This is a genomic window from Streptococcus sp. UMB1203 (genome assembly GCF_030217725.1).
Classification (GTDB): domain Bacteria; phylum Bacillota; class Bacilli; order Lactobacillales; family Streptococcaceae; genus Streptococcus.
Genome location: NZ_JASOOK010000005.1, coordinates 1 through 25,907, shown reverse-complemented (window position 1 = coordinate 25,907; position 25,907 = coordinate 1). Strand labels below are relative to the sequence as shown.

Below are 25,907 nucleotides of genomic sequence, written 5' to 3'. Positions count from 1 at the left end.
AATAGGTATCATTAAAATGAACTAGGAGGCGCTTATGACTGCTACAAAAATGAACGCTCAAGAAATTATCCAATTTATCGCCAATGCTGAAAAGAAAACCAGTGTCAAAGTAACCTTTGAGGGACAACTCGCAACTGCTGTACCTAGCTCTGTTGTCAAACTAGGGAATGTCCTATTTGGAGACTGGAAAGATGTTGCTCCGCTTCTTGATGGCTTGGTAGAAAATCAAGACTATGTTGTTGAGCAAGATGCTCGTAATTCTGCAGTTCCTTTGCTAGATAAACGTGCTATCAACGCTCGTATCGAGCCAGGTGCGATTATCCGTGATCAGGTTGAAATTGGTGACAATGCTGTTATCATGATGGGAGCAGTTATCAATATCGGTGCTGAAATCGGTGCAGGAACCATGATTGACATGGGTGCCATCCTTGGTGGCCGTGCTATCGTTGGGAAAAACAGCCACGTTGGTGCAGGTGCAGTTTTGGCAGGTGTGATTGAGCCAGCTAGCGCAGAACCAGTCCGTGTTGGAGACAATGTTCTCATCGGTGCCAACGCAGTGGTTATCGAAGGAGTTCAAATCGGTAGTGGTTCAGTTGTCGCTGCAGGAGCTATCGTTACTCAAGATGTCCCAGAAAACGTAGTAGTAGCAGGTGTTCCAGCTCGTATTATCAAAGAGATTGATGCCCAAACCCAACAAAAAACAGCGCTAGAGGATGCGCTTCGTACCTTATAATTGTAAAAGTAATAAAGAGGCGGAACCCTTCTTCCAGCCTCTTTCTGCTATATCGGAGGATAGATAGATGTTAGATTTGATTCAGACTAGACGAGATTTGCACCAGATTCCAGAGATTGGCTTGGAGGAGTTCAAGACTCAGGCTTATTTGCTAGATGTGATTGAAAAATTGACTGCGGGCAAGGAGTTTGTCCAAGTTCGGACTTGGCGGACAGGTATTTTGGTTTATTTGCAGGGAAGTCAGCCAGAGCGTACTATTGGTTGGAGAACAGATATTGATGGTCTGCCTATCGTTGAACAAACAGGATTCCCTTTCGCTTCTCAACATCAAGGTCGGATGCATGCCTGTGGCCATGATTTTCATATGACTATTGCCTTGGGCTGTCTTGAGAGCGCCCTTGAGGAGCAACAGAAAAATAATCTGCTCTTCCTTTTTCAACCTGCGGAAGAAAATGAAGCTGGTGGCATGCTCATGTATGAGGATGACGCTTTTGGAGACTGGTTGCCAGACCAGTTTTATGGACTTCATGTTCGGCCAGATTTGAAGGTTGGACAGATTGCGACCAATACTCATACACTCTTTGCAGGGACTTGCGAGGTGAAGATTCGTTTTAAAGGTAAAGGAGGACATGCAGCCTTTCCGCATGAAGCCAATGACGCTTTGGTGGCGGCTAGTTACTTTGTGACCCAGGTGCAGTCAGTTGTCAGCCGCAATGTCAACCCAATCGAGGGAGCAGTGGTGACCTTTGGAGTTTTCCAAGCTGGAACAACAAACAATGTTATCACAGACACAGCCTTTTTGCATGGAACTATTCGGGCCTTGACACAGGACATGAGTCTTTTGGTGCAAAAAAGGGTCAAAACAGTTGCAGAAGGGGTTGCAGCTGCCTTCGATATGGAAGTCGAAGTGGAACTCAAACAAGGTGGTTACCTGCCTGTTGAGAACCATCCAGCCTTGGCGCGTGAACTGATGGATTTCTTTGAAGAAAAAGACGAAATTGAGTTGATTGATATCGAACCTGCTATGACAGGTGAAGACTTTGGTTATCTCCTTTCAAAAGTTGATGGCGTTATGTTCTGGCTAGGTATTGATAGTCCCTACGCCCTTCATCACCCTCAGATGAGTCCTAAGGAAGAAGCCTTAGCTATTGGGGTGGACGCGGTCTCTAGTTTCCTGAAAAAGAAGGCAGCAGAGTAGAGGGATTGTCTATGAAATCGGAATTACGTAAGCAAGTCTTGCAAGAAATGAAGGCTATATCTCAAGAGCAAAAACAGGCTATAGACCAAGCTTTAACCGAGCGATTGTTACAACACCCCTTTTACCAAGAAGCTAAGATCATCGCAACCTACCTCTCTTTTCCTCACGAATTTCAAACGCAGGAATTGATTGAGCAGGCGTTGAAGGACGGCAAGAAGGTTCTGATACCTAAAACCTATCCCAAGGGGCGCATGGACTTTGTAGTCTATGATCCGCAGCAGTTGGTAAAAACTTCCTTTGGCCTACTGGAGCCACAGGGGGATTTGGAAGTGGTGGATGCTTCCCAGATTGATTTGATTCATGTTCCTGGCTTAATTTTTACGACGAAAGGGTATCGGATAGGATACGGTGGAGGCTATTATGACCGCTATCTGGAACATTTTTCTGGTCATACTTTGAGTACGGTTTATCCTTGTCAAATTCAGGACTTTATACCTGAAAAGCATGATATTCCTGTTCAGGAGGTTCTGATTGATGAAGGAAATCTTTGATAGACGTTACCCTGTGACGAGTTTCTTCCTTTTAGTGACGGCCTTGGTGTTTCTATTAATGCTGGTGACTACAGGTGGAGACTTTGACAGGGCGGATACATTATTTCGATTTGGAGCCATGTATGGGCCGGCTATTCGCCTCTTTCCTGAGCAGGTTTGGCGTCTCTTCTCTGCCATTTTTGTTCATATTGGGTGGGAACATTTCATTGTCAATATGCTTTCGCTATATTATCTTGGTAGGCAAGTAGAGGAGATTTTCGGATCCAAGAAGTTTTTCTTCCTCTATCTTTTATCAGGAATGATGGGTAATCTCTTTGTTTTTGTATTTAGTCCCAAATCCTTAGCTGCAGGAGCCTCTACCTCTCTTTATGGGCTATTTGCTGCAATTATTGTTCTTCGCTATGCAACTCGCAATCCTTATATCCAGCAGTTGGGTCAATCTTATCTGACTCTTTTTGTGGTTAACATTATTGGAAGTGTTCTGATTCCAGGAATCAGCCTAGCAGGTCATATCGGTGGTGCAGTCGGTGGTGCATTTCTAGCAGTTATCTTTCCAGTCCGAGGCGAAAGACGGATGTATAGAGATAGTCAGAGACTGGTAGCGGTAGTCTTGTTAGTAGGACTCGCAGTCTTGCTTTTCTACAAGGGAATGGTGTTGTGACGGCTAATATGTAAACTTGAATAAGAAAAAAGCTACTTAAAAATGAGTAGCTTTTAATGTGATTTGAAACCATTCGAAACAACATAGCTCTAAAACTTCTACTTTCCTTTCAATCGTCATCGCATGGTTTTGGAACCATTCGAAACAACACAGCTCTAAAACTGGGCGTTAGTCTATTTAGTTATGATTGGTGTTTTGGAACCATTCGAAACAACACAGCTCTAAAACTTTCAATCTCTTCAAACTTCTGGTATAAGTGTTTTGGAACCATTCGAAACAACACAGCTCTAAAACTACTAACGTAACATTATTGATCATCTTTCTGTTTTGGAACCATTCGAAACAACACAGCTCTAAAACTCGACTTCAGGAATTGACTTCTAAACCGGAGTTTTGGAACCATTCGAAACAACACAGCTCTAAAACTCTTTAGACTTAGCAAGGTACTTACCTAAAGGTTTTGGAACCATTCGAAACAACACAGCTCTAAAACTCCCAGTTGTTCATAAAGTCGCTTGCGTTTGTTTTGGAACCATTCGAAACAACACAGCTCTAAAACCTCGTAGAAAAATTTTCCTCACGAAATTTCGTAATCGCGCCATTCGTCCCAGCTAGACTTCAGTTCGTCAGGTCCCAATTGTTACTTTTATTATACCATATTTTCAGAGGTCAAGAAATAGTCTTGATCCAATACATACTGGGGAAAATCATAGACTTTTCGAGGTTCTATAAATAAAACTTTTAGTTGATTGAGTTGGACATACTCTATCAAATTTACTAACTCATCCTTTGATAGATAGGCGGATGCATTGATGAAAACAAGGAGTTTCTTTTTAGAGAGATATTTAAAAACCTGGATAATTTCTAGCATCTTTTCAAAAGGTGTGTCACTCAGGGTTTCGACTTTGACACCAAGTGCATTGATTAACTCTAGAATGGTAATTTCATCATACTCTAGGTCTAACTCGTTTTCCAAACACTCAAATGCCAGCAATTCTGTAATAGTAGCAACCAACTTTTCAATCATGGACTTGACTTCGGGCTTTTCATTGAGTTGATTTTCAAGGTCAGCATGTATCAGCTTGAGCATGGCAGGTGAGTTTAGATTGTATCCTAAGACATCCGTTATCACTAGTAACTCAGCCTCTTTCAGAGTTTTTAGATTTCTATCAAACAACTTCAACTTCCCATCATCAGTATATTGGTAGAACTGCTTGACAACGGTTGAAAAGGTAAACTGGTCTTCCAACACTAAAAAAGTTGCATTTTCAATAGCTAATGGTTCATCCAATAGTGGGAAATTAATCTTCATCTCGCGTCTCCTCTCCTAGAAAGATCAAGCGTGCGTCGGAGTGTGCTACGCTGGTATTTCGCTCACCATTTAAGTAAATCATGCGAGAAAACTGCTTTTCTGTAACGGTTAAGAGAGTAATATTCCCTTTTTTAGGGTTATGAGTCTTGAGTCGCTCAATCATGGCGTTATTAGCAGAGTTATTGAGCAAGAGCTTGCTATAGATGGAGAATTGGTGCATGATAAATCCCTCATCTATGAGGAACTTCCGAAATTTCCGATAGGCCTTGCGTTCCTCTACGGTATCAACTGGCATATCGAACATTAAAATCATACGCATATATCGATAACTCATATCCTAAATTCAGGAACTCCTTTCTCGGGTTGATTGAGAGCTTGAATGACTTTTTTAGTATAGTCACTGACGATATTGGACAAGTACATATCTTTGCCATTGTAGTGAAAGGTATCTGAGAAAATCGTGAAAAGTTCTCGTTTGATTTTGACAAAAGAACTGTTTCGATTTTCATAGACGATTCTGTCAATAATCGGACGGAACGGCTCCATAATATCACTAGCTAGGTTGAATTGATTAAACTGATTAGCATGTTTCAATCCAAACTGAGTCATACAGCCAGACAACACAATCTCACGCGCAAACATACTTAAAATCAAGGTGTAGCCGTAGTCCAAGGCAGCATTGATATCACTATCTTGCTCACGACTGAAATCATTTCCAAACAAGGTGTTGAAATAAATCCGAGCTGCGTGTCCCTCACGGTTACTAGGATCAAACAAATCCAACCCATGATAGAGATCAATGACTGACTGGCTCTTTTCCAGAAAACCACAACTCCCCAGATAAAAAGCCTGATTGAGAATTTTTTGTGCAATAATGGTGGTCCAGATTTCCGCCTTTACATCTTCATTCCAAGCAATTTGACGAGAGAGTTGCAAACTGGAATCGTGTCGACCATAGTAAGGCATTAAGTAGGCCGTTGGCAAGCGTTTATCATCACAAAAGATGACCAGAATATTTTCATCTACCAAGCGTTTGATTAGCATAGTGGAGAGAACGATATCCGTCGTCTCCAAAAGCAGGATGTCCACCTCGGATAGGTGAATCAACTCTGTCCGAGAGGCATCTTTAAAAATCAAGTGGTTGTTCTTGTAGGAGAGTTTAGAGTGCGTATTGACTATAACGGTTCTCCATCCCATCAGTCTTCTCCCAGTTTGCTTAAGTCAATCCGAGTCTCGTAAAGACCAGTGATGGATTGGTGGATGAGGGTGGCGTTGAGGAGTGACGAAGGTGTATAGTCTCTGTATCGTGGAATTTTTACTCCCAAGAACTCGAAGTCAGAAGCACTTCCTTGTGAAGTTAACTCGAATAAACCAGCATTTTTACTATTTCTTGGACCAATGAAACTGAAACATAATTTTTCAATATCAACTGTTTCCCAATCAATAAATGCTTGTCTGATTCTTTCTCCATTTTTTAATGCGCCTACATACTTATCGTTAAAGTTAAGTACATATTCTAAAAGTTTAGCAAAATCATTTCGATGTTTCTCAACATACTCTAAGTGTTCTGGTTCAAGTGTTTTATTAATATTCTTAGCATGATACAAAAGAGTCGTATACTTTTCAGGGATGACCAATTCATTACCTTTATGAATTTCTCCTCGTTTATTGTTTGTCGATAGAATACTTGCTAGTCTTCTTCTTGTACCATCAGGAAACTCAAACAAACTATATTTAGGTAAAGTAATAGTTGATAGAATTTTTATGTATCCTTTTTCAAGAAGATAGTTTTCTTTGTTCTTTTCAAAATTTATTTTATCTAAAATAGAGATACCTTGAAATTCAAGAACGGTCTTTTGTTGTTTTTTCGCTCCTTTTTCAATAATAGCTTTAACTAAGACCGCGTATGAGTTAGAAATACCAGCGTAACCACCGTATTTTCGTGGGTCAAGCCCTTGTTTAATTGGGACAAGGTTTTCTTTACGATCTTCTGAAGGTTTAGGAGATGGATTGGAATTGAACAATCCTCTAGGTTTACCTCTATCTAGACCATGTGTTTGAATCTCTGTTTTCTTCACAATATTCACCTGCGGAAGTGAAAGAACTTTTTTAATTGTAGCGAAATCTTTTTCTTTATTCCAAGCGATTTCCCCAGTGTCCTTAGAGTATTCGATATTCTCTCGTTTTACGATGGTTCCGTCTGCGTAATGCACCTCTTCTTTAAAGAAGTTCAACAAGTTTGAGTAGAAGAAATACTTTTCAGTTGCTTTTTCAACTTCTTTAGGATCTTTGGATCTGGAAATATATCTCTTAATATCGTACTTTTGATAGTCACCATAGACGAATTCAGGCTCTAGTTTAGGATATTTCTTAAGGATAGCCTTAGCCACCACTGCATTTAAATAGGCATCATGTGCATGGTGGTAGTCATTGATTTCGCGTACCTTATATAACTTAAATTCTTTACGGAAGTTGGAAACTAGATTGGATTTCAAAGTGATAATTTTGACGGTACGGTTCTTCTTATCTTTCTCATTCACTTCTGTATTAAAACGGGCATCCAAAATCTGAGCAACATGTTTTGTGATTTGCCGTGTTTCAACTAGTTGGCGTCTGATAAAGCCAACTTTATCTCGCTCATCTAGCCCACCACGTTCAGCCTTGGTTAAATTATTAAATTTATGTTCTGAAATCAATTTGGAATCTAGTAATTGTTGCCAAAAAGCTTTTCTTTTTTGAACGACTTCTAAACTTGGAACATTATCGGATTTCCCACGATTATCCTTTGAACTAGTCAAGACACGGTTATCAAGAGAATCATCCTTGATAAAGGCCTGTGGGACGATGTGGTCAATGTCATAGCTGCTCAGTTGGTTGATATCAAGAGCTTCTCCAGTGTACATATCCTTCCCATTTTGGAGATAGTAAAGGAAGAGACGGTCATTTTGAAGTTGAATATTATCTGTTGGATGTTCTTTTAATATATTTGAATCAAGCCCAGGTGCTAAATTTTTTAGTGCATCTTCAATGCGCTTATATCTTTGTTGAGAATTCTTTTTCCCTCTGGCAGTTGTCTGATTTTCTCGTGCAATTTCAATCACAATGGACTCGGGAGCGTGGCCCATAACTTTGACAAGCTCATCGACAAGCTTGATACTTTGTAAAATTCCTTTTTTGATAGCAGGACTACCTGGGAGTTCTTGGACAACTTGCTTCACATCGTTTGTCTTACCAACCACTTGTGCTTTTTGAATAATGTCTTTGAAGGAAAGAGCGTCATCATTGATTAACTGCATAAAGTTACGATTGCTGTAGCCGTCATCAATCAAGTAGTCAAGAATTGTTTTGCCAGTTTTTTTATCACAGATACCGTTGACTAGCTTAGCAGAGAGTTTTCCCCAACCAGTATAATGTCGACGAGTCAGTGCCTTGATCACTTTTTTATCAAAGATAGAGGCATATTGAGCAAGGCGTTGCTTGATCATCTCACGATCTTCAAAGATAGTTAGTGTGTGGACGATATTTTCAAGAATCTCTTCATTTTTAGGGTCATCCATAAACTCTTTATCTTTGATAATCTTGAGTAAATCATGATAAGTAGAAAGACTGGCATTAAATTGTTTTTCGATCCCTTTTAGTTCGATTCCATCGTAGCCATCAACATTGTGTAGATACTGAATGATGTCTTTTTCAGTTACTTTTCTTTTCTCTTTGAATAATTGATTGACAATTTGCTTCTTTTGCCCACTATCAAGGAACTGATAGTCTCTCAATCCCTCTGCAATAAATTTTACTTTTGTTAATTCATTGTAGACAGCAAATGTTTCATACAAGAGACTATGCTTGGGCAAAACTTTTTCCTCTGGCAGATACAAGTCATAGTTAGTCATTTTATTGATGAATTCTTCCGCAGAGCTTGCTTGGTCAACAATTTCTTCAAAATTCCAAGGTCGGATTGCTTGGTCAGAATTTCGAGTAAGCCAAGCAAAATCACAATTGCCACGAGCCAATGGGCCAACATAATAAGGAATACGGAAAGTTAAGATTTTCTCAATCTTTTCTTTATTTTCTTGCAGAAATGGATAATGTTCTCCTTGCCGACGGATAATGGCATTCATTTCTTGAAGATGAATTTGATGAGGGATAGAACCATTATCAAAGGTGCGTTGTTTTCTCAAGAAATCTTCACGTTCAATTTTATCAAGGAAATAATCTGCTCCTTCGAATTTAGAGAGAAGATTTTTGATGTACTTGTAAAATGCTTCTTGAGTGGTTTTGCCATTGATATATCCAGCATACCCATCTTTAGATTGGTCAGAGAAAACTTCATCATATTTTTCTTGAAGATTGTTTTGGATGAATCGTTTTAAAGCCGCTAAGTCTTTTTGGTGGTTTTCATAGCGCTCAATCATAGATGCTGAAAGTGGAGCTTTGGTTGAAAGATCTTTAACAGTTAAGATACCTGATAGAAGAATGGCGTCATAGAGCTTTTTAGCAACTAGAAAAAGATCTGCAAAGTCATCTCCAATTTGTCCGAGCAGGTTTTCTAAATCCTCATCATAGGTATCTTTAGAGAATTGTAATGGAGCTTTTTCTTCCAAGTCAAAATGTTTTTTAAAATCAGCCTGATTTCCTAAAATTAACTTGAGAAATTCTGAAAAGAGACCAGTGGATTTTTCATCAGGAAATAGTTTTAGAACGCGTTCTCTCTTGGCAGATTTACTAATTTTATCAGTAAAAATTGCTTCTACTTGTGCATTTTGTCCGCTAAGTGAACTTCCTTCAAAGGTGTTGTCGTAAATGCTTATAAATTCATTAAAGATTTTTTGGATATCATTGTTTTTAATATCAAAAGATTCTTCATATAAAAAATGTCCGCGGTATTTAATCATATGAGCTAATGCCAGATAGATCAAGCGCAAGTCAGTTTTTTCTTTTGAGTCCGCTAGGTGCTTTCTCAAATGATAGATAGTTGGAAATTTCTTGTGATATTCTTTTTCTTCTGCCAAGGTAGCAAAAATAGGATATTTACTTCCTCTTTTATCCTCAGGAACTAAGAAGGAGTCATCTAATCGATGGAAGAAACTACTATCCACCTTGCTCATTTCTTCAGAAAAGATTTCTTGAAGATAGCGAAGACGATTTTTTCGACGAGTATAGCGACGGCGTGCTGTTCGTTTTAGACGTCTATCTTCAGCAGTAGTCCCTTCATCAAATAATAAAGCTCCAATTAAATTTTTCTTGATAAAGTGTTTATCAGTATTGCCTAGAACTTTCATCTTTTTCGATGGCACCTTATAGTCATCCGTAATGACGGCCCATCCGACGCTGTTAGTTCCGATATCGAGTCCGATAGAGTAGGATTTGTTGCTCATTTAGTGTTCTCCTTTTATTAAGTTTTTTGTTAGTAAATGATAATATAACACTTTCAGATGAATTTCTAATATAAAATATTATTCCATTTTTTTTACATTTCTCTTGCTAATTTTAAAAGAATAATATACAATATAAGTGTTGGAACTATTCGAAACAACACAGCAAAGTTAAAATAAGGCTTTGTCCGTACACAACTTGAAAAAGTGCGCACCGACTCGGTGCTTTTTTGTTTTACTATACTAATTTATTCTACTCTTATTTTAATGAAAAAACAAATACAAGTATAGCGTTTTCATTAGTTTTTATGAAATAGGTAGATTCAAGTAGAGAACTTCCTTAATTTATGTGTGGCTAATCTTGATATATAAAAGAAGAACTAGGATAATTAAGCATCCTAGTTCTTCTTTATATAAATGATTTTGTTATTCTTTCTCAGCCAATTCTTTTCCCAGTTGGATGAGGTAATCTTTCAAGTCATCTTTGACTTGTGGGTGCTTGAGGGCGTAGTCAATAGATGTTTTCATAAAGCCAAACTTATCCCCGACGTCGTAACGAGCTCCTGTAAATTCACGGGCGAAAACACGTTGTGTTTTATTAAGTGTATCAATAGCATCGGTAAGCTGGATTTCATTTCCAGCGCCAGGAGCTTGATTTTCGAGGATCTCAAAAATTTCTGGTGTGAGCAGATAACGACCGATAATAGCTAGATCACTTGGAGCCTCCTCTGGAGCTGGTTTTTCAACAAAAGTTTCGACACTGTAGAGACCATTAATCCCTTCACCCTGAGGAGCGATAACTCCATATGCTGAAACTTCTTCATGAGGGACAGGCATAACAGCAATTGTTGATGCGTGAGTTGTCTCGTAATCGTTCATCAATTGTTTTGTCAAAGGGACAGCATGGTCATCTGTGATATCCATTAGGTCGTCACCAAGCATGACAACGAAGGGCTCATTCCCTACAAAAGCTTTGGCTTGTAAGACAGCATCTCCAAGCCCACGAGGATGGCTTTGACGGATAAAGTGAAGGCGAATGCCAGTTGTTTCGTCTACCAATTTTAACAAGTCATGTTTGCCTTTTTCTTTGAGGTTGTACTCAAGCTCAAAGTTTGAGTCAAAGTGGTCTTCAATAGAACGTTTTGATTTACCAGTGACAACCAGAATATCTTCAATACCTGATTTAAGAGCTTCTTCTACGATAAATTGGATAGTTGGTTTGTCCACAATTGGCAACATCTCTTTAGCAAGTGCTTTGGTTGCTGGTAAAAATCGAGTTCCAAGTCCAGCGGCAGGGATGACTGCCTTTCTAACTTTTGATGTCATAAGAATCCTTTCTCTAGAGGGTTAAGACCACTCATTTTCTGCTTTAAATTCATTGTTCATGATGTCGTAAATGGCATCTTTAATATTGGTTCCGTGGTAAATAACTTGGTAAATGGCTTGTGTAATTGGCATATAGACTCCAAGTTCTTGCGCTAGTTCATAGGCTGCTCGAGTTGTTGAGATTCCTTCAATCACCATGCCCATATTGGCTTCGATATCAGCTAGAGATTCTCCACGACCAAGAGCATCTCCGGCTCTCCAGTTACGAGAGTGGATGGAGGTTCCCGTTACGATCAAGTCTCCTACACCGGATAAGCCACTATAGGTCAATGGACTGGCCCCAAGTGCTACTCCTAGGCGGGTAATTTCTGCCAAGCCTCGAGCGATGATGGCTGCCTTGGCATTGTCACCAAATCCCAAACCATGTAAAGCTCCAGCACCGACAGCAATAATATTTTTAAGAGCACCAGCAGTTTCAACTCCGATAACATCCGTATTGGTATAAAGTCGAAAGTAGTGATTACTAAAGAGTTCCTGAACATATTGAGCTGTTTGTAAATCTTTAGAAGCAGCAGTGATTAAAGTCAGGTCACGTACAATGGTTTCTTCCGCATGACTAGGTCCTGAAACAACGACAATATCACTGCGGAGATGTTCAGGAATTTCTTCTTCAAGGATGGTTGATAATCGTTTATGGCTATCAGGCTCTAATCCCTTTGATGCGTGCATGATGATAGCCCTATGGTCTAAGGTTTTTGCAACTTGTTGGGCAACAAGTCGTGTCACTTTTGTTGGGACAACAAACAAAATCGCATCTACATCTCTCAGTGCCTCTGATAAGTCGGTGTAGGCAATGATATTTTCATCTAGAACGACATCTTTAAAGTATTGTTTATTAGTATGGTGTGTATTAATTTCATTGATTTGCTCGGGCAGATTTCCCCAAATACGTACCTCGTGTCCATTGTCATTTAAGACTTGTGAAAGGGCAGTTCCCCAAGAACCAGGCCCCAAGACGGCGACGGTTTGTTTTTCCATGTTTTCCTCCTTGATAGAGTTCTCTTTTTATTTTATCACATTCTAGGGGATTTTGCACTTGCATTGCTGGGGAGTAGTTACTTTATTACTTGAAAAATATACAAAAACCGAGCCTAAGTATTAAACTCTTAGTCTCGGTTTTGATATTCTTTAAAGAATAGCTCGGTTTATTTCAATTGATCTGTAATGTCTTTTGATAGCAACATTCCCAGATGATAAGTTTTATTGATGTAAGCAATGACATCATTGATATTTTCAGTCGTGTGAATTTTCTCTTTGATATCAGCCCTAAATGTTTCATCCTTTAAAAGTTGTTCTTGGTAGAGCCTTTGCAGTCTCTCCTTCTCGTACTTATTGAGCAGAAAAAGGAACACCAAGCTAATTACAACGAGGATATAAGCATATTGGCTCATAGAATATCTCCCTGTATGATAAAGAAGTAGTAGTGAGTAGATTGAATTAGTGAAGCGCCTAACCAAATCCCTGATAGGGTTTGACATTCGTTGCTTAGATTGCCTTGCATTCTAGTGACTTGAAGATTGCCACCAGCCACTAAGCCAATTAATAGATTTGGTTGACCAATTTAGTGAGGCGTTTAGGCAAGTGTCTCTGGTTACGACGTAAAGAAACATAAATCGATAATATTTATGTTTCTTTACTAGTGAAGCGCCTAGCCAAAGTCCGAATAGGATTTGGCGTTAGTTACTTAGATTGCTCTGCAATCAAGTAACTTTGGCGATTTACATCTTCTCTGGCGCTTCTACTCCAAGCAAGCGAAGGGCTTCTTTTAGAACGACTGCGGTTGCGTAGCTGAGGGCTAGACGGCTGTCGCGTTCTGGGCTTTCATCCAAGATGCGCGTATGTGCATAGTATTTGTTAAAGGCTTGAGCCAGGCTAATTGCAAATTTAGCAATGATAGAAGGTTCAAAGTTATCCGCCGCACGGTTGATAATACGTGGGAAGTCTTGGATGAGTTTGATGATTTCCCAGCTTTCAGCATCATTCAAGCTATAGTTGCCAGCTGTTTCTGGTTTGAAGTCTGCTTTACGTAAGATCGATTGGATACGAGCGTAGGCATATTGTACATAAGGACCAGTTTCACCCTCGAAGGATACCATAGCTTCTAGGTCGAAGTCGTATCCATTTGTACGGTCGGTCTTGAGGTCATAGAATTTAATGGCTCCAACCCCAACAGCATGCGCTACCTGGTCTTTGTTTTCAAGTCCAGGATTTTTAGCCTCGATTTGGGCCTTGGCACGGCTAACAGCCTCTGCAACAGTAGACTCTAGCAAGATGACATTCCCTTTACGAGTAGAGAGTTTCTTCCCTTCTTTTGTAACCAAACCAAAAGGAACATGAGTAATGTCTTCACTCCAGTCGTAGCCCATTTCTTTCAAGACAGCTTTGAGCTGTTTAAAGTGGGCAGATTGTTCTTGACCAACAACGTAGATAGATTTAGCAAATTGGTATTCGTTTTTACGGTAAAGGGCTGCAGCCAAGTCACGTGTGATGTAGAGAGTTGCACCATCAGATTTCTTGATGAGGGCTGGATGTTCAATTCCATATTTCTCAAGATTGACAACTTGGGCACCTTCTGATTCAACAAGAAGACCTTTTTCAGAAAGAATGTCTACAACTGCATCCATCTTATCGTTGTAGAAAGCCTCTCCGTTGTAGCTGTCAAATTCAACCTTCAGTTCATTGTAAAGGCGGTTAAATTCCACTAAACTTTCATCACGGAACCATTGCCAAAGTGCGAGAGCTTCCTCGTCTCCATTTTCCAGTTTACGGAACCATTCGCGCGCTTCTTCATCCAAGCTAGGGTCATTTTCAGCTTCAGCATTGATACGAACGTAGAGTTTAAGAAGTTCATCAATTGGATGAGCTTTTACAGCTTCTTCGTCGCCCCATTTTTTGTAGGCAACAATCAGCATCCCAAACTGTTTACCCCAGTCTCCCAAATGGTTGACCTTGACCGTTTGATAACCGATTTTTTGGAAAATATGTGACAAGCTATCTCCGATAACAGTTGAGCGCAGGTGACCGATAGAAAATGGTTTAGCGATATTGGGACTAGACATATCGATAACAACATTTTCTTGTTTACCAATATGTTGGTCAGCATAGTGCCCTTTTTCAGTGATAACAGCTTGCAATACTTGAGCAGAAATGGCAGATTTATCAAGGAAAAAGTTGACGTAAGGTCCTGTTGCAACAACTTTTTCAAAGGCTTGGCTGTTAATTTTTTCAGCCAGTTCAGCCGCAATCATTTGAGGTGCTTTACGTTCGACTTTTGCAAGAGAAAAAGCAGGGAAAGCAATGTCTCCCATTTCTGAGTTTTTAGGGGTTTCCAGTAAATTTAAAATAGCCTCTTGGTCCAGGCTATCAATGACGCTAGCCAATTCGCTAGCAATCAATTCTTTTGTATTCATTAAGAGCTCCTTTTTGGACTTTTCTACTATTTTATCACAATTTTAAAGAAAGAAGAAAAAATTTTTGAAATCTCCTATTTTTTTGGTATAATATAGTTATAAAATTAGTTATAAATATGCATATAAGAGGATTTTATGAGAAAAAGAGATCGTCATCAGTTAATAAAAAAAATGATTACTGAGGAGAAATTAAGTACACAAAAAGAAATTCAAGATCGGTTGGAGGCGCACAATGTTTTTGTGACGCAGACAACCTTGTCTCGTGATTTGCGCGAAATCGGCTTGACCAAGGTCAAGAAAAATGATATGGTGTATTATGTACTAGCAAATGAGACAGAAAAGATTGATTTGGTGGAATTTTTGTCTCATCATTTAGAAGGCGTTGCAAGAGCAGAGTTTACCTTGGTACTTCATACCAAATTGGGAGAAGCCTCTGTTTTGGCAAATATTGTAGATGCAAACAAGGATGAATGGATTTTAGGAACAGTTGCTGGTGCCAATACCTTATTGGTCATTTGTCGAGACCAGCACGTTGCCAAACTCATGGAAGATCGTTTGCTAGATTTGATGAAAGATAAGTAAGGTCTTGGGAGTTGCTCTCAAGACTTATTTTTGACAAGGAGAGACGGAAAATGGCGACAGAAAAGCTATCACCTGGCATGCAACAGTATGTGGATATTAAAAAGCAATATCCAGATGCTTTTTTGCTCTTTCGGATGGGTGATTTTTATGAATTATTTTATGAGGATGCGGTCAATGCTGCGCAGATTCTGGAAATTTCCTTAACGAGTCGCAACAAGAATGCGGACAATCCGATTCCTATGGCGGGTGTCCCCTATCATTCTGCCCAACAGTACATCGATGTCTTGATTGAGCAGGGCTATAAGGTAGCCATTGCTGAACAGATGGAAGATCCTAAACAGGCAGTTGGGGTTGTGGAACGAGAGGTTGTTCAGGTCATTACGCCAGGGACAGTGGTCGATAGCAGTAAGCCGGATAGTCAGAACAACTTCTTGGTTGCCATAGACCGTGCTGACAATCAATTTGGCCTAGCTTATATGGACCTGGTGACGGGTGACTTTTATGTGACAGGTCTTTTGGATTTCACGCTGGTTTGTGGGGAAATCCGTAATCTCAAGGCGCGAGAAGTGGTGCTGGGCTATGACTTGTCTGAGGAAGAGGAACAAATCCTTAGTCGTCAGATGAATCTGGTACTTTCCTATGAAAAAGAAGGCTTTGAAGACCTTCATTTACTGGATTCACGATTAGCAGCTGTGGAGCAAGCGGCATCTAGTAAGTTGCTCCAGTATGTCCATCGAACCCAGATGAGGGAATTGAACCACCTCAAACCTGTTATCCGCTATGAAATCAAGGATTTCTTGCAGATGGATTATGCGACCAAGGCTAGTCTGGATTTGGTTGAGAATGCCCGTTCAGGCAAGAAGCAAGGCAGTCTTTTCTGGCTTTTGGATGAAACCAAAACAGCTATGGGTATGCGGCTCTTGCGTTCTTGGATTCATCGCCCCTTGATTGATAAGGAGCGAATCATCCAACGTCAGGAAGTGGTGCAGGTCTTTCTCGACCATTTCTTTGAGCGCAGTGACTTGACAGACAGTCTCAAGGGTGTTTATGATATCGAACGCTTGGCTAGTCGGGTTTCTTTTGGCAAAACAAATCCCAAGGATCTCTTGCAGTTGGCGACCACCTTGTCTAGTGTGCCAAGGATTCGTGCGATTTTAGAAGGGATGGAGCAACCTGCTCTAGCTTATCTCATCGAACAACTGGATGGAATCCCTGAGTTGGAGAGCTTGATTAGCGCAGCGATTGCTCCTGAAGCTCCTCATGTGATTACGGAAGGTGGTATTATCCGCACAGGATTTGATGAGACTTTAGACAAGTACCGTCGCGTTCTCAGAGAAGGGACTAGCTGGATTGCTGAGATTGAGGCCAAGGAGCGAGAAAATTCTGGTATCAGTACGCTCAAGATTGACTACAATAAAAAGGATGGCTACTATTTCCATGTGACCAATTCACAACTGGGAAATGTGCCAGCTCACTTTTTCCGCAAGGCGACGCTGAAAAACTCAGAACGTTTTGGAACCGAAGAATTGGCCCGTATCGAAGGAGATATGCTGGAGGCGCGTGAAAAGTCAGCTAACCTAGAGTACGAAATCTTTATGCGCATCCGTGAGGAAGTCAGTAAGTATATCCAGCGTTTGCAGGCTCTAGCTCAAGGAATTGCGACAGTTGATGTCTTACAGAGTCTGGCGGTTGTGGCTGAAACCCAGCATTTGATTCGGCCAGAGTTCGGAGAGGATTCGCGAATTGATATCCAGAAAGGGCGCCATGCTGTCGTTGAAAAGGTTATGGGGGCTCAGACCTATATTCCAAATACGATTCAGATGGCAGAAGATACCAGTATTCAACTGATTACAGGGCCCAACATGAGCGGAAAGTCAACCTATATGCGTCAGTTAGCCATGACGTCGGTTATGGCCCAGATGGGGTCTTATGTGCCAGCAGAAAGCGCCCATTTACCGATTTTTGATGCGATTTTTACCCGTATCGGAGCAGCAGATGACTTGGTTTCGGGTCAGTCAACTTTTATGGTGGAGATGATGGAGGCCAACAATGCCATTTCACATGCGACCAAGAACTCTCTCATTCTCTTTGATGAGTTAGGACGGGGAACTGCAACTTATGACGGGATGGCTCTTGCTCAGTCCATCATCGAATACATCCATGAGCATATCGGAGCCAAGACCCTCTTTGCGACCCACTACCATGAGTTGACTAGTCTGGAGTCTAGTTTACAACACTTGGTCAATGTCCACGTGGCAACCTTGGAGCAGGATGGGCAGGTCACCTTCCTTCATAAGATTGAACCAGGCCCAGCTGACAAATCCTACGGTATCCATGTGGCCAAGATTGCTGGCTTACCAGCAGACCTCCTAGCAAGGGCGGATAAGATTTTGACGCAACTAGAGAGCCAGGGTACAGAAAGTCCTGCTCCAATGAGGCAAACAAGTGCTGTCACTGAACAAATTTCACTCTTTGATGCGCCAGCAGACCATCCTATCCTAGCAGAATTAGCTAAACTAGATGTTTACAATATGACACCTATGCAGGCTATGAATGTCTTGGTCGAGTTAAAACAGAAACTATAAAGCCAAGACTCACTAGTTAATCTAGCTATATCAAGGAGACTTCTTTGACAAGTTCCCACTTTTTTGCTAGAATAACATCACACAAACAGAATGAAAAGGAGCTGACGCATTGTCGCTCCCTTTTGTCTATTTTTTAAGGAGAAAGTATGCTGATTCAGAAAATAAAAACCTACAAGTGGCAGGCCTTGGCTTCGCTCCTGATGACAGGCTTGATGGTTGCTAGTTCACTTCTGCAACCGCGTTATTTGCAGGAAGTCTTAGACGCCCTCCTTGCTGGAAAATATGAAGCTATTTATAGCATCGGGGCTTGGTTGATTGGTGTGGCCTTGGTCGGTCTGGTTGCTGGTGGGCTCAATGTTGTCCTTGCAGCCTATATTGCCCAAGGAGTTTCATCTGACCTTCGGGAGGATGCCTTCCGTAAAATCCAAACCTTTTCTTATGCTAATATTGAACAATTTAATGCGGGAAATCTAGTCGTTCGAATGACAAATGATATCAACCAGATTCAGAACGTCGTCATGATGACCTTCCAAATTCTTTTCAGACTTCCCCTCTTGTTCATAGGTTCGTTTATCTTGGCGGTTCAAACCCTACCTTCTCTGTGGTGGGTAATTGTTCTCATGGTAGTCTTGATTTTTGGCTTGACTGCTGTCATGATGGGGATGATGGGACCTCGTTTTGCCAAGTTTCAAACCCTGCTTGAACGCATCAATGCCATTGCCAAGGAAAATCTGCGTGGCGTTCGCGTGGTCAAGTCTTTTGTCCAAGAAAAAGAGCAGTTTGCTAAGTTTACGGAGGTTTCAGACGAGCTTCTCGGTCAAAATCTTTACATCGGTTATGCTTTTTCAGTAGTGGAACCTTTCATGATGTTGGTCGGTTATGGGGCAGTATTCCTCTCTATTTGGCTAGTTGCAGGTATGGTTCAGTCGGATCCGTCAGTTGTTGGCTCCATTGCTTCCTTTGTCAATTACCTAAGCCAGATTATCTTTACCATTGTTATGGTTGGATTTTTGGGAAATTCTGTCAGTCGTGCTATGATTTCCATGCGTCGTATTCGAGAAATTCTGGATGCAGAGCCAGCCATGACCTTCAAGGATGTCCCAGATGAAGAGTTGGTTGGAAGTCTTAGCTTTGAAAATGTGACCTTTACCTATCCAATGGATAAGGAACCGATGCTGAAAGATGTGAGCTTTACTATTGAACCTGGTCAGATGGTTGGTGTAGTTGGAGCGACTGGTGCAGGAAAATCAACCTTGGCTCAACTGATTCCACGTCTCTTTGACCCACAGGAAGGGGCCATCAAAATTGGAGGCAAGGATATTCGAGAAGTGAGTGAAGGGACCCTGCGTAAAGCTGTCTCAATCGTTCTCCAACGTGCTATTCTTTTCAGTGGAACGATTGCAGATAACTTGAGACAGGGTAAGGGAGATGCCACTCTATTTGAAATGGAGCGCGCAGCCAATATTGCCCAAGCCAGCGAATTCATTCATCGTATGGAGAAAACCTTTGAAAGTCCAGTTGAGGAACGGGGGACTAATTTCTCAGGTGGGCAAAAGCAAAGAATGTCGATTGCGCGTGGGATTGTCAGCAATCCACGTATTCTGATTTTTGACGATTCTACCTCGGCCTTGGATGCCAAGTCAGAGCGCCTAGTGCAAGAAGCCTTGAATAAGGACTTGAAGGGAACAACAACCATTATCATTGCGCAAAAGATTAGCTCGGTAGTTCATGCAGACAAGATCTTGGTTCTAGATCAAGGACGATTGATTGGTCAAGGTACGCATGCAGACTTGGTTGCCAACAATGCCGTTTACCGTGAAATCTACGAAACACAGAAAGGAAAGGAGGAGTAAAATGAAGACAGTTCAATTTTTTTGGAATTATTTTAAAGTCTATAAGCTATCATTTGTAGTTGTCATCCTGACGATTGTTCTGGCAACTCTTGCCCAAGCCCTCTTCCCGGTCTTTTCTGGACAAGCAGTGACGCAGCTAGCTAATTTAGTTCAAGCTTATCAAAATGGCAATCCAGAACTTGTATGGCAAAGTTTATCAGGAATCATGGTCAATCTTGGTCTGCTGGTTTTGGTTCTATTTATCTCTAGTGTGATATACATGTGTCTCATGACGCGCGTGATTGCAGAATCGACCAACGAGATGCGCAAAGGTCTCTTTGGTAAGCTTGCTCGTTTGACGGTTTCTTTCTTTGACCGCCGACAAGATGGCGATATTCTGTCTCGTTTTACTAGTGATTTGGATAATATCCTCCAAGCCTTTAATGAAAGCTTGATTCAGGTCATGAGCAATATTGTTTTATACATTGGTCTGATTCTTGTCATGTTTTCGAGAAATGTGACGCTGGCCCTCATCACTATTGCCAGTACACCAGTGGCCTTTCTCATGCTGATTTTTATCGTGAAAATGGCACGGAAATATACCAACCTCCAGCAGAAAGAGGTAGGGAAGCTCAATGCCTATATGGATGAAAGTATCTCAGGTCAAAAAGCCGTGATTGTGCAAGGTATTCAAGAGGATATGATGGCAGGATTTCTTGAACAAAATGAGCGCGTGCGCAAGGCAACCTTTAAAGGAAGAATGTTCTCAGGAATTCTTTTCCCTGTCATGAATGGGATGAGTCTGGTCAACACAGCCATCGTCATCTTTGCTGGTTCAGCTGTACTTTTGAATGATAAGTCTATTGAAACAAGTACAGCCCTAGGTTTGATTGTTATGTTTGCCCAATTTTCACAGCAGTACTACCAGCCTATTATTCAAGTTGCGGCAAGTTGGGGAAGCCTTCAGTTAGCCTTTACAGGTGCTGAACGGATTCAGGAAATGTTTGATGCAGAGGAAGAAATTCGACCTAAAAATGCTCCGACCTTCACTCAGTTGCAAGAAGGTGTTGAAATTAGTCATATTGATTTTTCATACTTGCCTGATAAACCCATTTTGAAAGATGTCAGCATTTCTGCTCCTAAAGGCCAGATGACAGCGGTTGTTGGTCCGACTGGGTCAGGGAAAACGACTATTATGAACCTCATCAATCGCTTTTATGATGTTAATGCTGGTGGGATTTATTTTGACGGTAAAGACATCCGTGACTATGATTTAGATAGTCTCAGAAGCAAGGTGGGAATTGTCTTGCAAGATTCGGTCTTGTTTAGCGGAACGATTCGAGACAATATCCGTTTTGGTGTGCCAGATGCTAGTCAAGAAATGGTTGAGGCAGCAGCCAAGGCAACCCATATTCACGACTATATCGAAAGCTTACCTGATAAGTATGATACCCTTATAGATGATGACCAGAGTATCTTCTCAACTGGACAAAAACAATTGATTTCTATAGCTCGAACCCTGATGACAGATCCAGAAGTTCTCATTCTCGATGAAGCCACTTCAAACGTAGATACGGTGACAGAAAGCAAGATTCAGCATGCCATGGAGGCGGTTGTAGCAGGCAGAACCAGTTTCGTCATTGCCCACCGTTTGAAGACTATCCTCAATGCAGATCAGATTATTGTCCTTAAAGATGGAGAAGTCATTGAACGCGGTAATCACCATGAACTTTTGAAACTAGGTGGCTTCTATTCAGAACTCTATCACAATCAATTTGTTTTTGAATAAGAAAGAAGTTGTCCTATGTGGGCAGCTTTTTCTTGTCCATAAAAAATATTTATCACAGCCTTAAAAAAAACATATTAGACGAAAGTCATTTTGAGTGATATGATAGGACTATCGTTAATATTCGAAAGGAGAGACATCATGCCTAGAACGGTTGTAGGAGTTGCTGCAAATCTATGTCCCGTAGACGCGGAAGGAAAAAACATTCATTCATCTGTATCTTGTAGATTCGCAGAGAGCATTCGTCAAGTCGGCGGTCTCCCTTTAGTCATTCCTGTTGGTGACGAGTCAGTCGTGCGCGATTATGTAGAAATGATTGACAAGCTCATCTTGACAGGTGGGCAAAATGTCCATCCTCAATTTTACGGAGAGAAAAAGACCATCGAGAGCGACGATTACAATCTAGTGCGTGATGAATTTGAATTGGCGCTTTTGAAAGAAGCGCTCCGTCAGAATAAACCAATTATGGCAATCTGCCGTGGTGTTCAACTTGTCAATGTTGCCTTTGGCGGAACCCTCAATCAAGAAATCGAAGGTCACTGGCAAGGACTGCCTTTCGGAACATCTCACTCTATTGAGACAGTAGAAGGAAGCGTGGTGGCTAAGCTATTTGGAAAAGAAAGTCAGGTCAACTCCGTCCATCGTCAAAGTATTAAAGATTTGGCACCCAACTTCCGTGTAACTGCTATTGATCCAAGAGACCAGACCATCGAAGCGATTGAGTCTATCGATGAGCACCGCATTATCGGTTTGCAGTGGCATCCAGAGTTTCTGGTTAATGAAGAAGATGGCAATTTAGAACTATTTGAGTATTTATTGAATGAACTGTAACGACTGGGGCATCTGGTCGTTCTTTCTTTTATTTTTTCAAAATTTTTGGAATGCGGCATTTTTACGCAAACGTTTGAATTCTGATAAAAATTGGAGAAATTCGACAAAAAAACTTGAAAAAAACGAAGGTAAGCGTTATGATAGAAAAGAAGAAATATTGGAGGAATAACATGTCACATATTAAATTTGATTATTCAAAAGTTTTAGACAAATTTGTTGCACCACATGAAGTGGAATACATGCAATCACAAGTAACAGCAGCAGATGAATTGATTCGTAAAGGAACTGGTGCTGGTAGCGACTTCTTGGGATGGTTGGACCTTCCTGAAAACTACGACCGCGAAGAGTTTGACCGCATCTTGAAAGCTGCTGAGCAAATCAAGTCAGACAGCGATGTTTTGGTTGTTATCGGTATCGGAGGATCTTACCTTGGTGCCAAAGCAGCAATCGACTTCTTGAACCACCACTTTGCTAACTTGCAAACAAAAGAAGAACGCAAAGCTCCACAAATCCTTTACGCAGGAAACTCAATCTCATCTACTTACCTTGCTGACTTGGTAGAGTACGTAGCTGATAAAGACTTCTCAGTAAACGTGATTTCTAAATCAGGTACAACAACTGAACCAGCTATTGCTTTCCGTGTCTTCAAAGAACTCTTGGTTAAGAAATACGGTCAAGAAGAAGCAAACAAACGTATCTATGCAACAACTGACCGCCAAAAAGGTGCTGTTAAGGTTGAAGCAGACGCTAACGGTTGGGAAACATTTGTTGTTCCAGATGATATCGGTGGACGCTTCTCAGTATTGACAGCCGTTGGTTTGCTTCCAATCGCAGCATCAGGAGCTGACATTAAAGCCCTTATGGAAGGTGCGAACGCAGCTCGCAAAGACTACACTTCAGATAAAATCTCTGAAAACGAAGCTTACCAATACGCAGCAGTTCGTAACATCCTTTACCGTAAAGGCTATGCAACTGAGATCTTGGTAAACTACGAGCCATCACTTCAATACTTCTCAGAATGGTGGAAACAATTGGCTGGTGAATCAGAAGGAAAAGACCAAAAAGGTATCTACCCAACTTCAGCCAACTTCTCAACTGACTTGCACTCACTTGGTCAATTTATCCAAGAAGGAACTCGTATCATGTTTGAAACAGTTGTTCGTGTTGACAAACCTCGTAAAAACGTGATTATTCCTACTTTGGAAGAAGACCTTGATGGACTTGGTTACCTTCAAGGAAAAGACGTTGACTTTGTAAACAAAAAAGCGACTGATGGTGTTCTTCTTGCCCACACAGACGGTGATGTACCAAACATGTACGTGACTCTTCCAGAGCAAGACGCTTTCACTCTTGGTTATACAATCTACTTCTTCGAATTGGCTATCGCTCTTTCAGGTTACTTGAATGCTATCAACCCATTTGACCAACCAGGTGTTGAAGCTTACAAACGTAACATGTTTGCCCTTCTTGGAAAACCAGGATTTGAAGAATTGAGCAAAGAACTTAACGCACGTCTATAATAGAAGAAAAGAGTGGTTTGTCCACTCTTTTTACTCTCTTTATCCACAGAAATTGGACTCAGCCAAGACTTGTGATATAATATAGAGAGCAAAAAGGCAGACGCCTAGAGACTTTATAGGAGAAACTATGTCAAAAGATATCCGCGTACGTTACGCACCAAGTCCAACAGGACTACTACACATCGGGAATGCCCGTACAGCATTGTTCAACTACCTTTACGCACGTCATCATGGTGGAACTTTTATTATCCGTATCGAAGATACTGACCGTAAACGCCATGTCGAAGATGGTGAACGTTCACAACTTGAAAACCTTCGTTGGTTAGGTATGGATTGGGATGAAAGCCCAGAAACACATGAAAATTACCGCCAGTCTGAGCGTTTGGACTTGTATCAAAAATTCATCGATCAATTGCTAGTTGAAGGAAAAGCCTACAAATCTTACGTTACAGAAGAAGAGTTGGCAACTGAACGCGAACGCCAAGAAGCAGCTGGTGAAACACCTCGCTACATTAACGAATACCTTGGTATGAGTGAAGAAGAAAAAGCAGCTTACATCGCAGAACGTGAAGCAGCTGGTATCATTCCAACAGTTCGTTTGGCGGTCAATGAGTCAGGTATCTACAAGTGGCATGATATGGTTAAAGGTGATATCGAATTTGAAGGTGGCAATATTGGTGGTGACTGGGTTATCCAAAAGAAAGACGGTTACCCAACTTACAACTTTGCCGTTGTCATCGATGACCATGATATGCAAATTTCTCACGTAATCCGTGGAGATGACCACATTGCTAATACACCAAAACAGCTTATGGTCTATGAAGCACTTGGTTGGGAAGCTCCAGAGTTCGGTCATATGACCTTGATTATCAACTCTGAAACTGGGAAAAAATTGTCTAAACGTGACACCAACACCCTTCAGTTTATCGAAGACTACCGTAAAAAAGGTTATTTACCAGAAGCAGTCTTTAACTTTATTGCTCTTCTTGGTTGGAACCCAGGTGGCGAAGATGAAATCTTCTCTCGTGAAGAACTCATTAAACTTTTCGATGAAAACCGCCTGAGCAAGTCTCCAGCAGCCTTTGACCAGAAAAAACTCGACTGGATGAGCAATGATTATATCAAGAATGCAGACCTAGAAACTATCTTTGAAATGGCAAAACCATTCTTAGAGGAAGCAGGCCGTTTAACTGACAAGGCTGAAAAATTAGTTGAGCTCTATAAACCACAAATGAAATCAGTAGATGAGATTATCCCATTGACAGATCTCTTCTTCTCAGATTTTCCAGAATTGACAGAAGCAGAGCGCGAAGTCATGGCGGGAGAAACAGTCCCAACAGTTCTTGAAGCCTTCAAAGCAAAACTTGAAGCGATGACAGATGATGAATTTGTAACAGAGAATATCTTCCCACAAATCAAAGCTGTTCAAAAAGAAACAGGTATCAAAGGGAAAAATCTCTTCATGCCAATTCGCATCGCAGTTTCAGGTGAAATGCATGGACCAGAATTGCCAGATACTATCTTCTTGTTAGGCCGTGAAAAATCAATCCAGCATATCGAAAACATGCTAAAAGAAATCTCTAAATAAGAAGGATGCAACAATGGATATCTGGGAAAAGATGTACGAAGAAGCACAGAAATTGTATAATCCACATGAAGTATCTGATTTTGTTTATGCGAATCATGTCGTTGCCGCAGTAGAAGCAGAAGATGGACAAATATTTACAGGATTCTGTATGGAGGGAACCTGTGGTGTTTTCCATCTCTGCGCAGAGCGGGCAGCACTCTTCAATATGTACCAATTTTCGGGACAAACTAAGGTTAAAAAAGTCTTAGCCTTTCGAGAGCAACCACCTTATGGTGGAAGTTCGGGTATGCCTTGTGGCGCTTGCAGAGAGTTCCTCTTAGAGTTGAACGCTGAAAATAAGGACGCAGAATTCATGATGGACTACGATACAAGAAAGACGGTGAAAATCGCAGAACTAATCCCATATTGGTGGGGAGAAGAACGTGCTTCTAAGTTTAATAATCAATAGAAGAGTCAGTATAATTCTGGCTCTTTTTACTTAATGCTAAATTCCCAAACTAACTTCCACCGTTAATCCAAGTGGAAGTTAGTCTGATAAAAATCGTAAAAACCAGTGGAAA

At 41.0% G+C, this 25,907-nt stretch carries 20 protein-coding genes and 1 CRISPR repeat array; of the genes, 12 read left to right on the top strand and 8 right to left on the bottom strand.

Annotation, left to right across the window (positions count from 1 at the left end):
- Window positions 1–34: 34 nt before the first annotated feature.
- The 4 genes from dapD to QP439_RS02225 all read left to right on the top strand — a co-directional run bounded on the left by dapD (window position 35) and on the right by QP439_RS02225 (window position 3,143).
- Window positions 35–733: a 2,3,4,5-tetrahydropyridine-2,6-dicarboxylate N-acetyltransferase gene (dapD, locus tag QP439_RS02240; protein ID WP_000127460.1), complete on the top strand. Its 699-nt coding sequence runs from the start codon at window positions 35–37 to the stop codon at window positions 731–733.
- A gap of 67 nt (window positions 734–800) precedes the next feature.
- Window positions 801–1,931 (top strand): N-acetyldiaminopimelate deacetylase, encoded by a 1,131-nt coding sequence (locus tag QP439_RS02235; protein ID WP_285387421.1) that lies wholly within the window; start codon window positions 801–803, stop codon window positions 1,929–1,931.
- Window positions 1,932–1,942: 11 nt separating this feature from the next.
- Window positions 1,943–2,482, top strand: a complete 540-nt coding sequence (locus tag QP439_RS02230) for a 5-formyltetrahydrofolate cyclo-ligase (RefSeq protein ID WP_285387419.1) — start codon at window positions 1,943–1,945, stop codon at window positions 2,480–2,482.
- Window positions 2,466–3,143, top strand: a complete 678-nt coding sequence (locus QP439_RS02225; RefSeq protein ID WP_203213040.1) for a rhomboid family intramembrane serine protease — start codon at window positions 2,466–2,468, stop codon at window positions 3,141–3,143. Before QP439_RS02230 ends, QP439_RS02225 begins: the two co-directional genes overlap by 17 nt.
- A 60-nt stretch (window positions 3,144–3,203) precedes the next feature.
- Window positions 3,204–3,704: direct repeats of the CRISPR family, unit length 38 nt; unit sequence GTTTTGGAACCATTCGAAACAACACAGCTCTAAAACTC.
- Between the two features lie 88 nt (window positions 3,705–3,792).
- Here the strand turns inward: QP439_RS02225 and csn2 are convergent.
- The 8 genes from csn2 to argS form a co-directional block, all read right to left on the bottom strand.
- Window positions 3,793–4,455 carry a type II-A CRISPR-associated protein Csn2 gene (gene csn2 / locus QP439_RS02220; RefSeq protein ID WP_285387416.1) on the bottom strand — a complete coding sequence of 221 codons (663 nt, stop codon included), beginning with the start codon at window positions 4,453–4,455 and terminating at the stop codon, window positions 3,793–3,795.
- Window positions 4,445–4,789, bottom strand: a complete 345-nt coding sequence (gene cas2 / locus QP439_RS02215; protein ID WP_285387415.1) for a CRISPR-associated endonuclease Cas2 — start codon at window positions 4,787–4,789, stop codon at window positions 4,445–4,447. Before cas2 ends, csn2 begins: the two co-directional genes overlap by 11 nt.
- Entirely contained in the window at window positions 4,786–5,655 is an 870-nt protein-coding gene (cas1, locus tag QP439_RS02210) for a type II CRISPR-associated endonuclease Cas1 (protein ID WP_285387469.1), read from the bottom strand. The genes cas2 and cas1 overlap by 4 nt, the downstream gene beginning before the upstream one ends.
- Window positions 5,652–9,830, bottom strand: coding sequence for a type II CRISPR RNA-guided endonuclease Cas9 (gene cas9 / locus QP439_RS02205; protein WP_261079872.1), 4,179 nt, complete (start codon window positions 9,828–9,830; stop codon window positions 5,652–5,654). The genes cas1 and cas9 overlap by 4 nt, the downstream gene beginning before the upstream one ends.
- Window positions 9,831–10,253: 423 nt before the next feature.
- Window positions 10,254–11,153: a UTP--glucose-1-phosphate uridylyltransferase GalU gene (galU, locus tag QP439_RS02200; protein WP_000202214.1), complete on the bottom strand. Its 900-nt coding sequence runs from the start codon at window positions 11,151–11,153 to the stop codon at window positions 10,254–10,256.
- A 21-nt stretch (window positions 11,154–11,174) separates the two neighbouring features.
- Window positions 11,175–12,191: an NAD(P)H-dependent glycerol-3-phosphate dehydrogenase gene (locus tag QP439_RS02195; protein WP_285387412.1), complete on the bottom strand. Its 1,017-nt coding sequence runs from the start codon at window positions 12,189–12,191 to the stop codon at window positions 11,175–11,177.
- Window positions 12,192–12,358: 167 nt separating this feature from the next.
- Window positions 12,359–12,604 (bottom strand): hypothetical protein, encoded by a 246-nt coding sequence (locus QP439_RS02190; protein WP_000084859.1) that lies wholly within the window; start codon window positions 12,602–12,604, stop codon window positions 12,359–12,361.
- Between the two features lie 327 nt (window positions 12,605–12,931).
- Window positions 12,932–14,623, bottom strand: coding sequence for an arginine--tRNA ligase (argS, locus tag QP439_RS02185; RefSeq protein ID WP_049502279.1), 1,692 nt, complete (start codon window positions 14,621–14,623; stop codon window positions 12,932–12,934).
- A gap of 135 nt (window positions 14,624–14,758) precedes the next feature.
- Here argS and argR point away from each other — a divergent pair, with 135 nt between their 5' ends.
- The 8 genes from argR (at window position 14,759) to QP439_RS02145 (ending at window position 25,795) form a co-directional block, all read left to right on the top strand.
- Window positions 14,759–15,205 (top strand): arginine repressor, encoded by a 447-nt coding sequence (gene argR / locus QP439_RS02180; protein WP_001231476.1) that lies wholly within the window; start codon window positions 14,759–14,761, stop codon window positions 15,203–15,205.
- A 50-nt stretch (window positions 15,206–15,255) separates the two neighbouring features.
- On the top strand, window positions 15,256–17,790 hold the full coding sequence (mutS, locus tag QP439_RS02175) for a DNA mismatch repair protein MutS (protein WP_285387410.1): 2,535 nt from the start codon (window positions 15,256–15,258) through the stop codon (window positions 17,788–17,790).
- Between the two features lie 146 nt (window positions 17,791–17,936).
- On the top strand, window positions 17,937–19,643 hold the full coding sequence (gene patA / locus QP439_RS02170; protein ID WP_173283542.1) for a multidrug efflux ABC transporter subunit PatA: 1,707 nt from the start codon (window positions 17,937–17,939) through the stop codon (window positions 19,641–19,643).
- Window position 19,644: 1 nt separating this feature from the next.
- On the top strand, window positions 19,645–21,411 hold the full coding sequence (patB, locus tag QP439_RS02165; protein ID WP_285387409.1) for a multidrug efflux ABC transporter subunit PatB: 1,767 nt from the start codon (window positions 19,645–19,647) through the stop codon (window positions 21,409–21,411).
- A 138-nt stretch (window positions 21,412–21,549) separates the two neighbouring features.
- Window positions 21,550–22,239, top strand: a complete 690-nt coding sequence (locus tag QP439_RS02160) for a gamma-glutamyl-gamma-aminobutyrate hydrolase family protein (protein WP_001138351.1) — start codon at window positions 21,550–21,552, stop codon at window positions 22,237–22,239.
- A gap of 170 nt (window positions 22,240–22,409) precedes the next feature.
- Window positions 22,410–23,759 (top strand): glucose-6-phosphate isomerase, encoded by a 1,350-nt coding sequence (locus tag QP439_RS02155; protein ID WP_000018269.1) that lies wholly within the window; start codon window positions 22,410–22,412, stop codon window positions 23,757–23,759.
- A gap of 127 nt (window positions 23,760–23,886) precedes the next feature.
- Window positions 23,887–25,347, top strand: a complete 1,461-nt coding sequence (gene gltX, locus QP439_RS02150) for a glutamate--tRNA ligase (protein ID WP_000031049.1) — start codon at window positions 23,887–23,889, stop codon at window positions 25,345–25,347.
- Window positions 25,348–25,360: 13 nt separating this feature from the next.
- On the top strand, window positions 25,361–25,795 hold the full coding sequence (locus tag QP439_RS02145) for a cytidine deaminase family protein (protein ID WP_247947625.1): 435 nt from the start codon (window positions 25,361–25,363) through the stop codon (window positions 25,793–25,795).
- The last annotated feature ends 112 nt before the right edge of the window (window positions 25,796–25,907 follow it).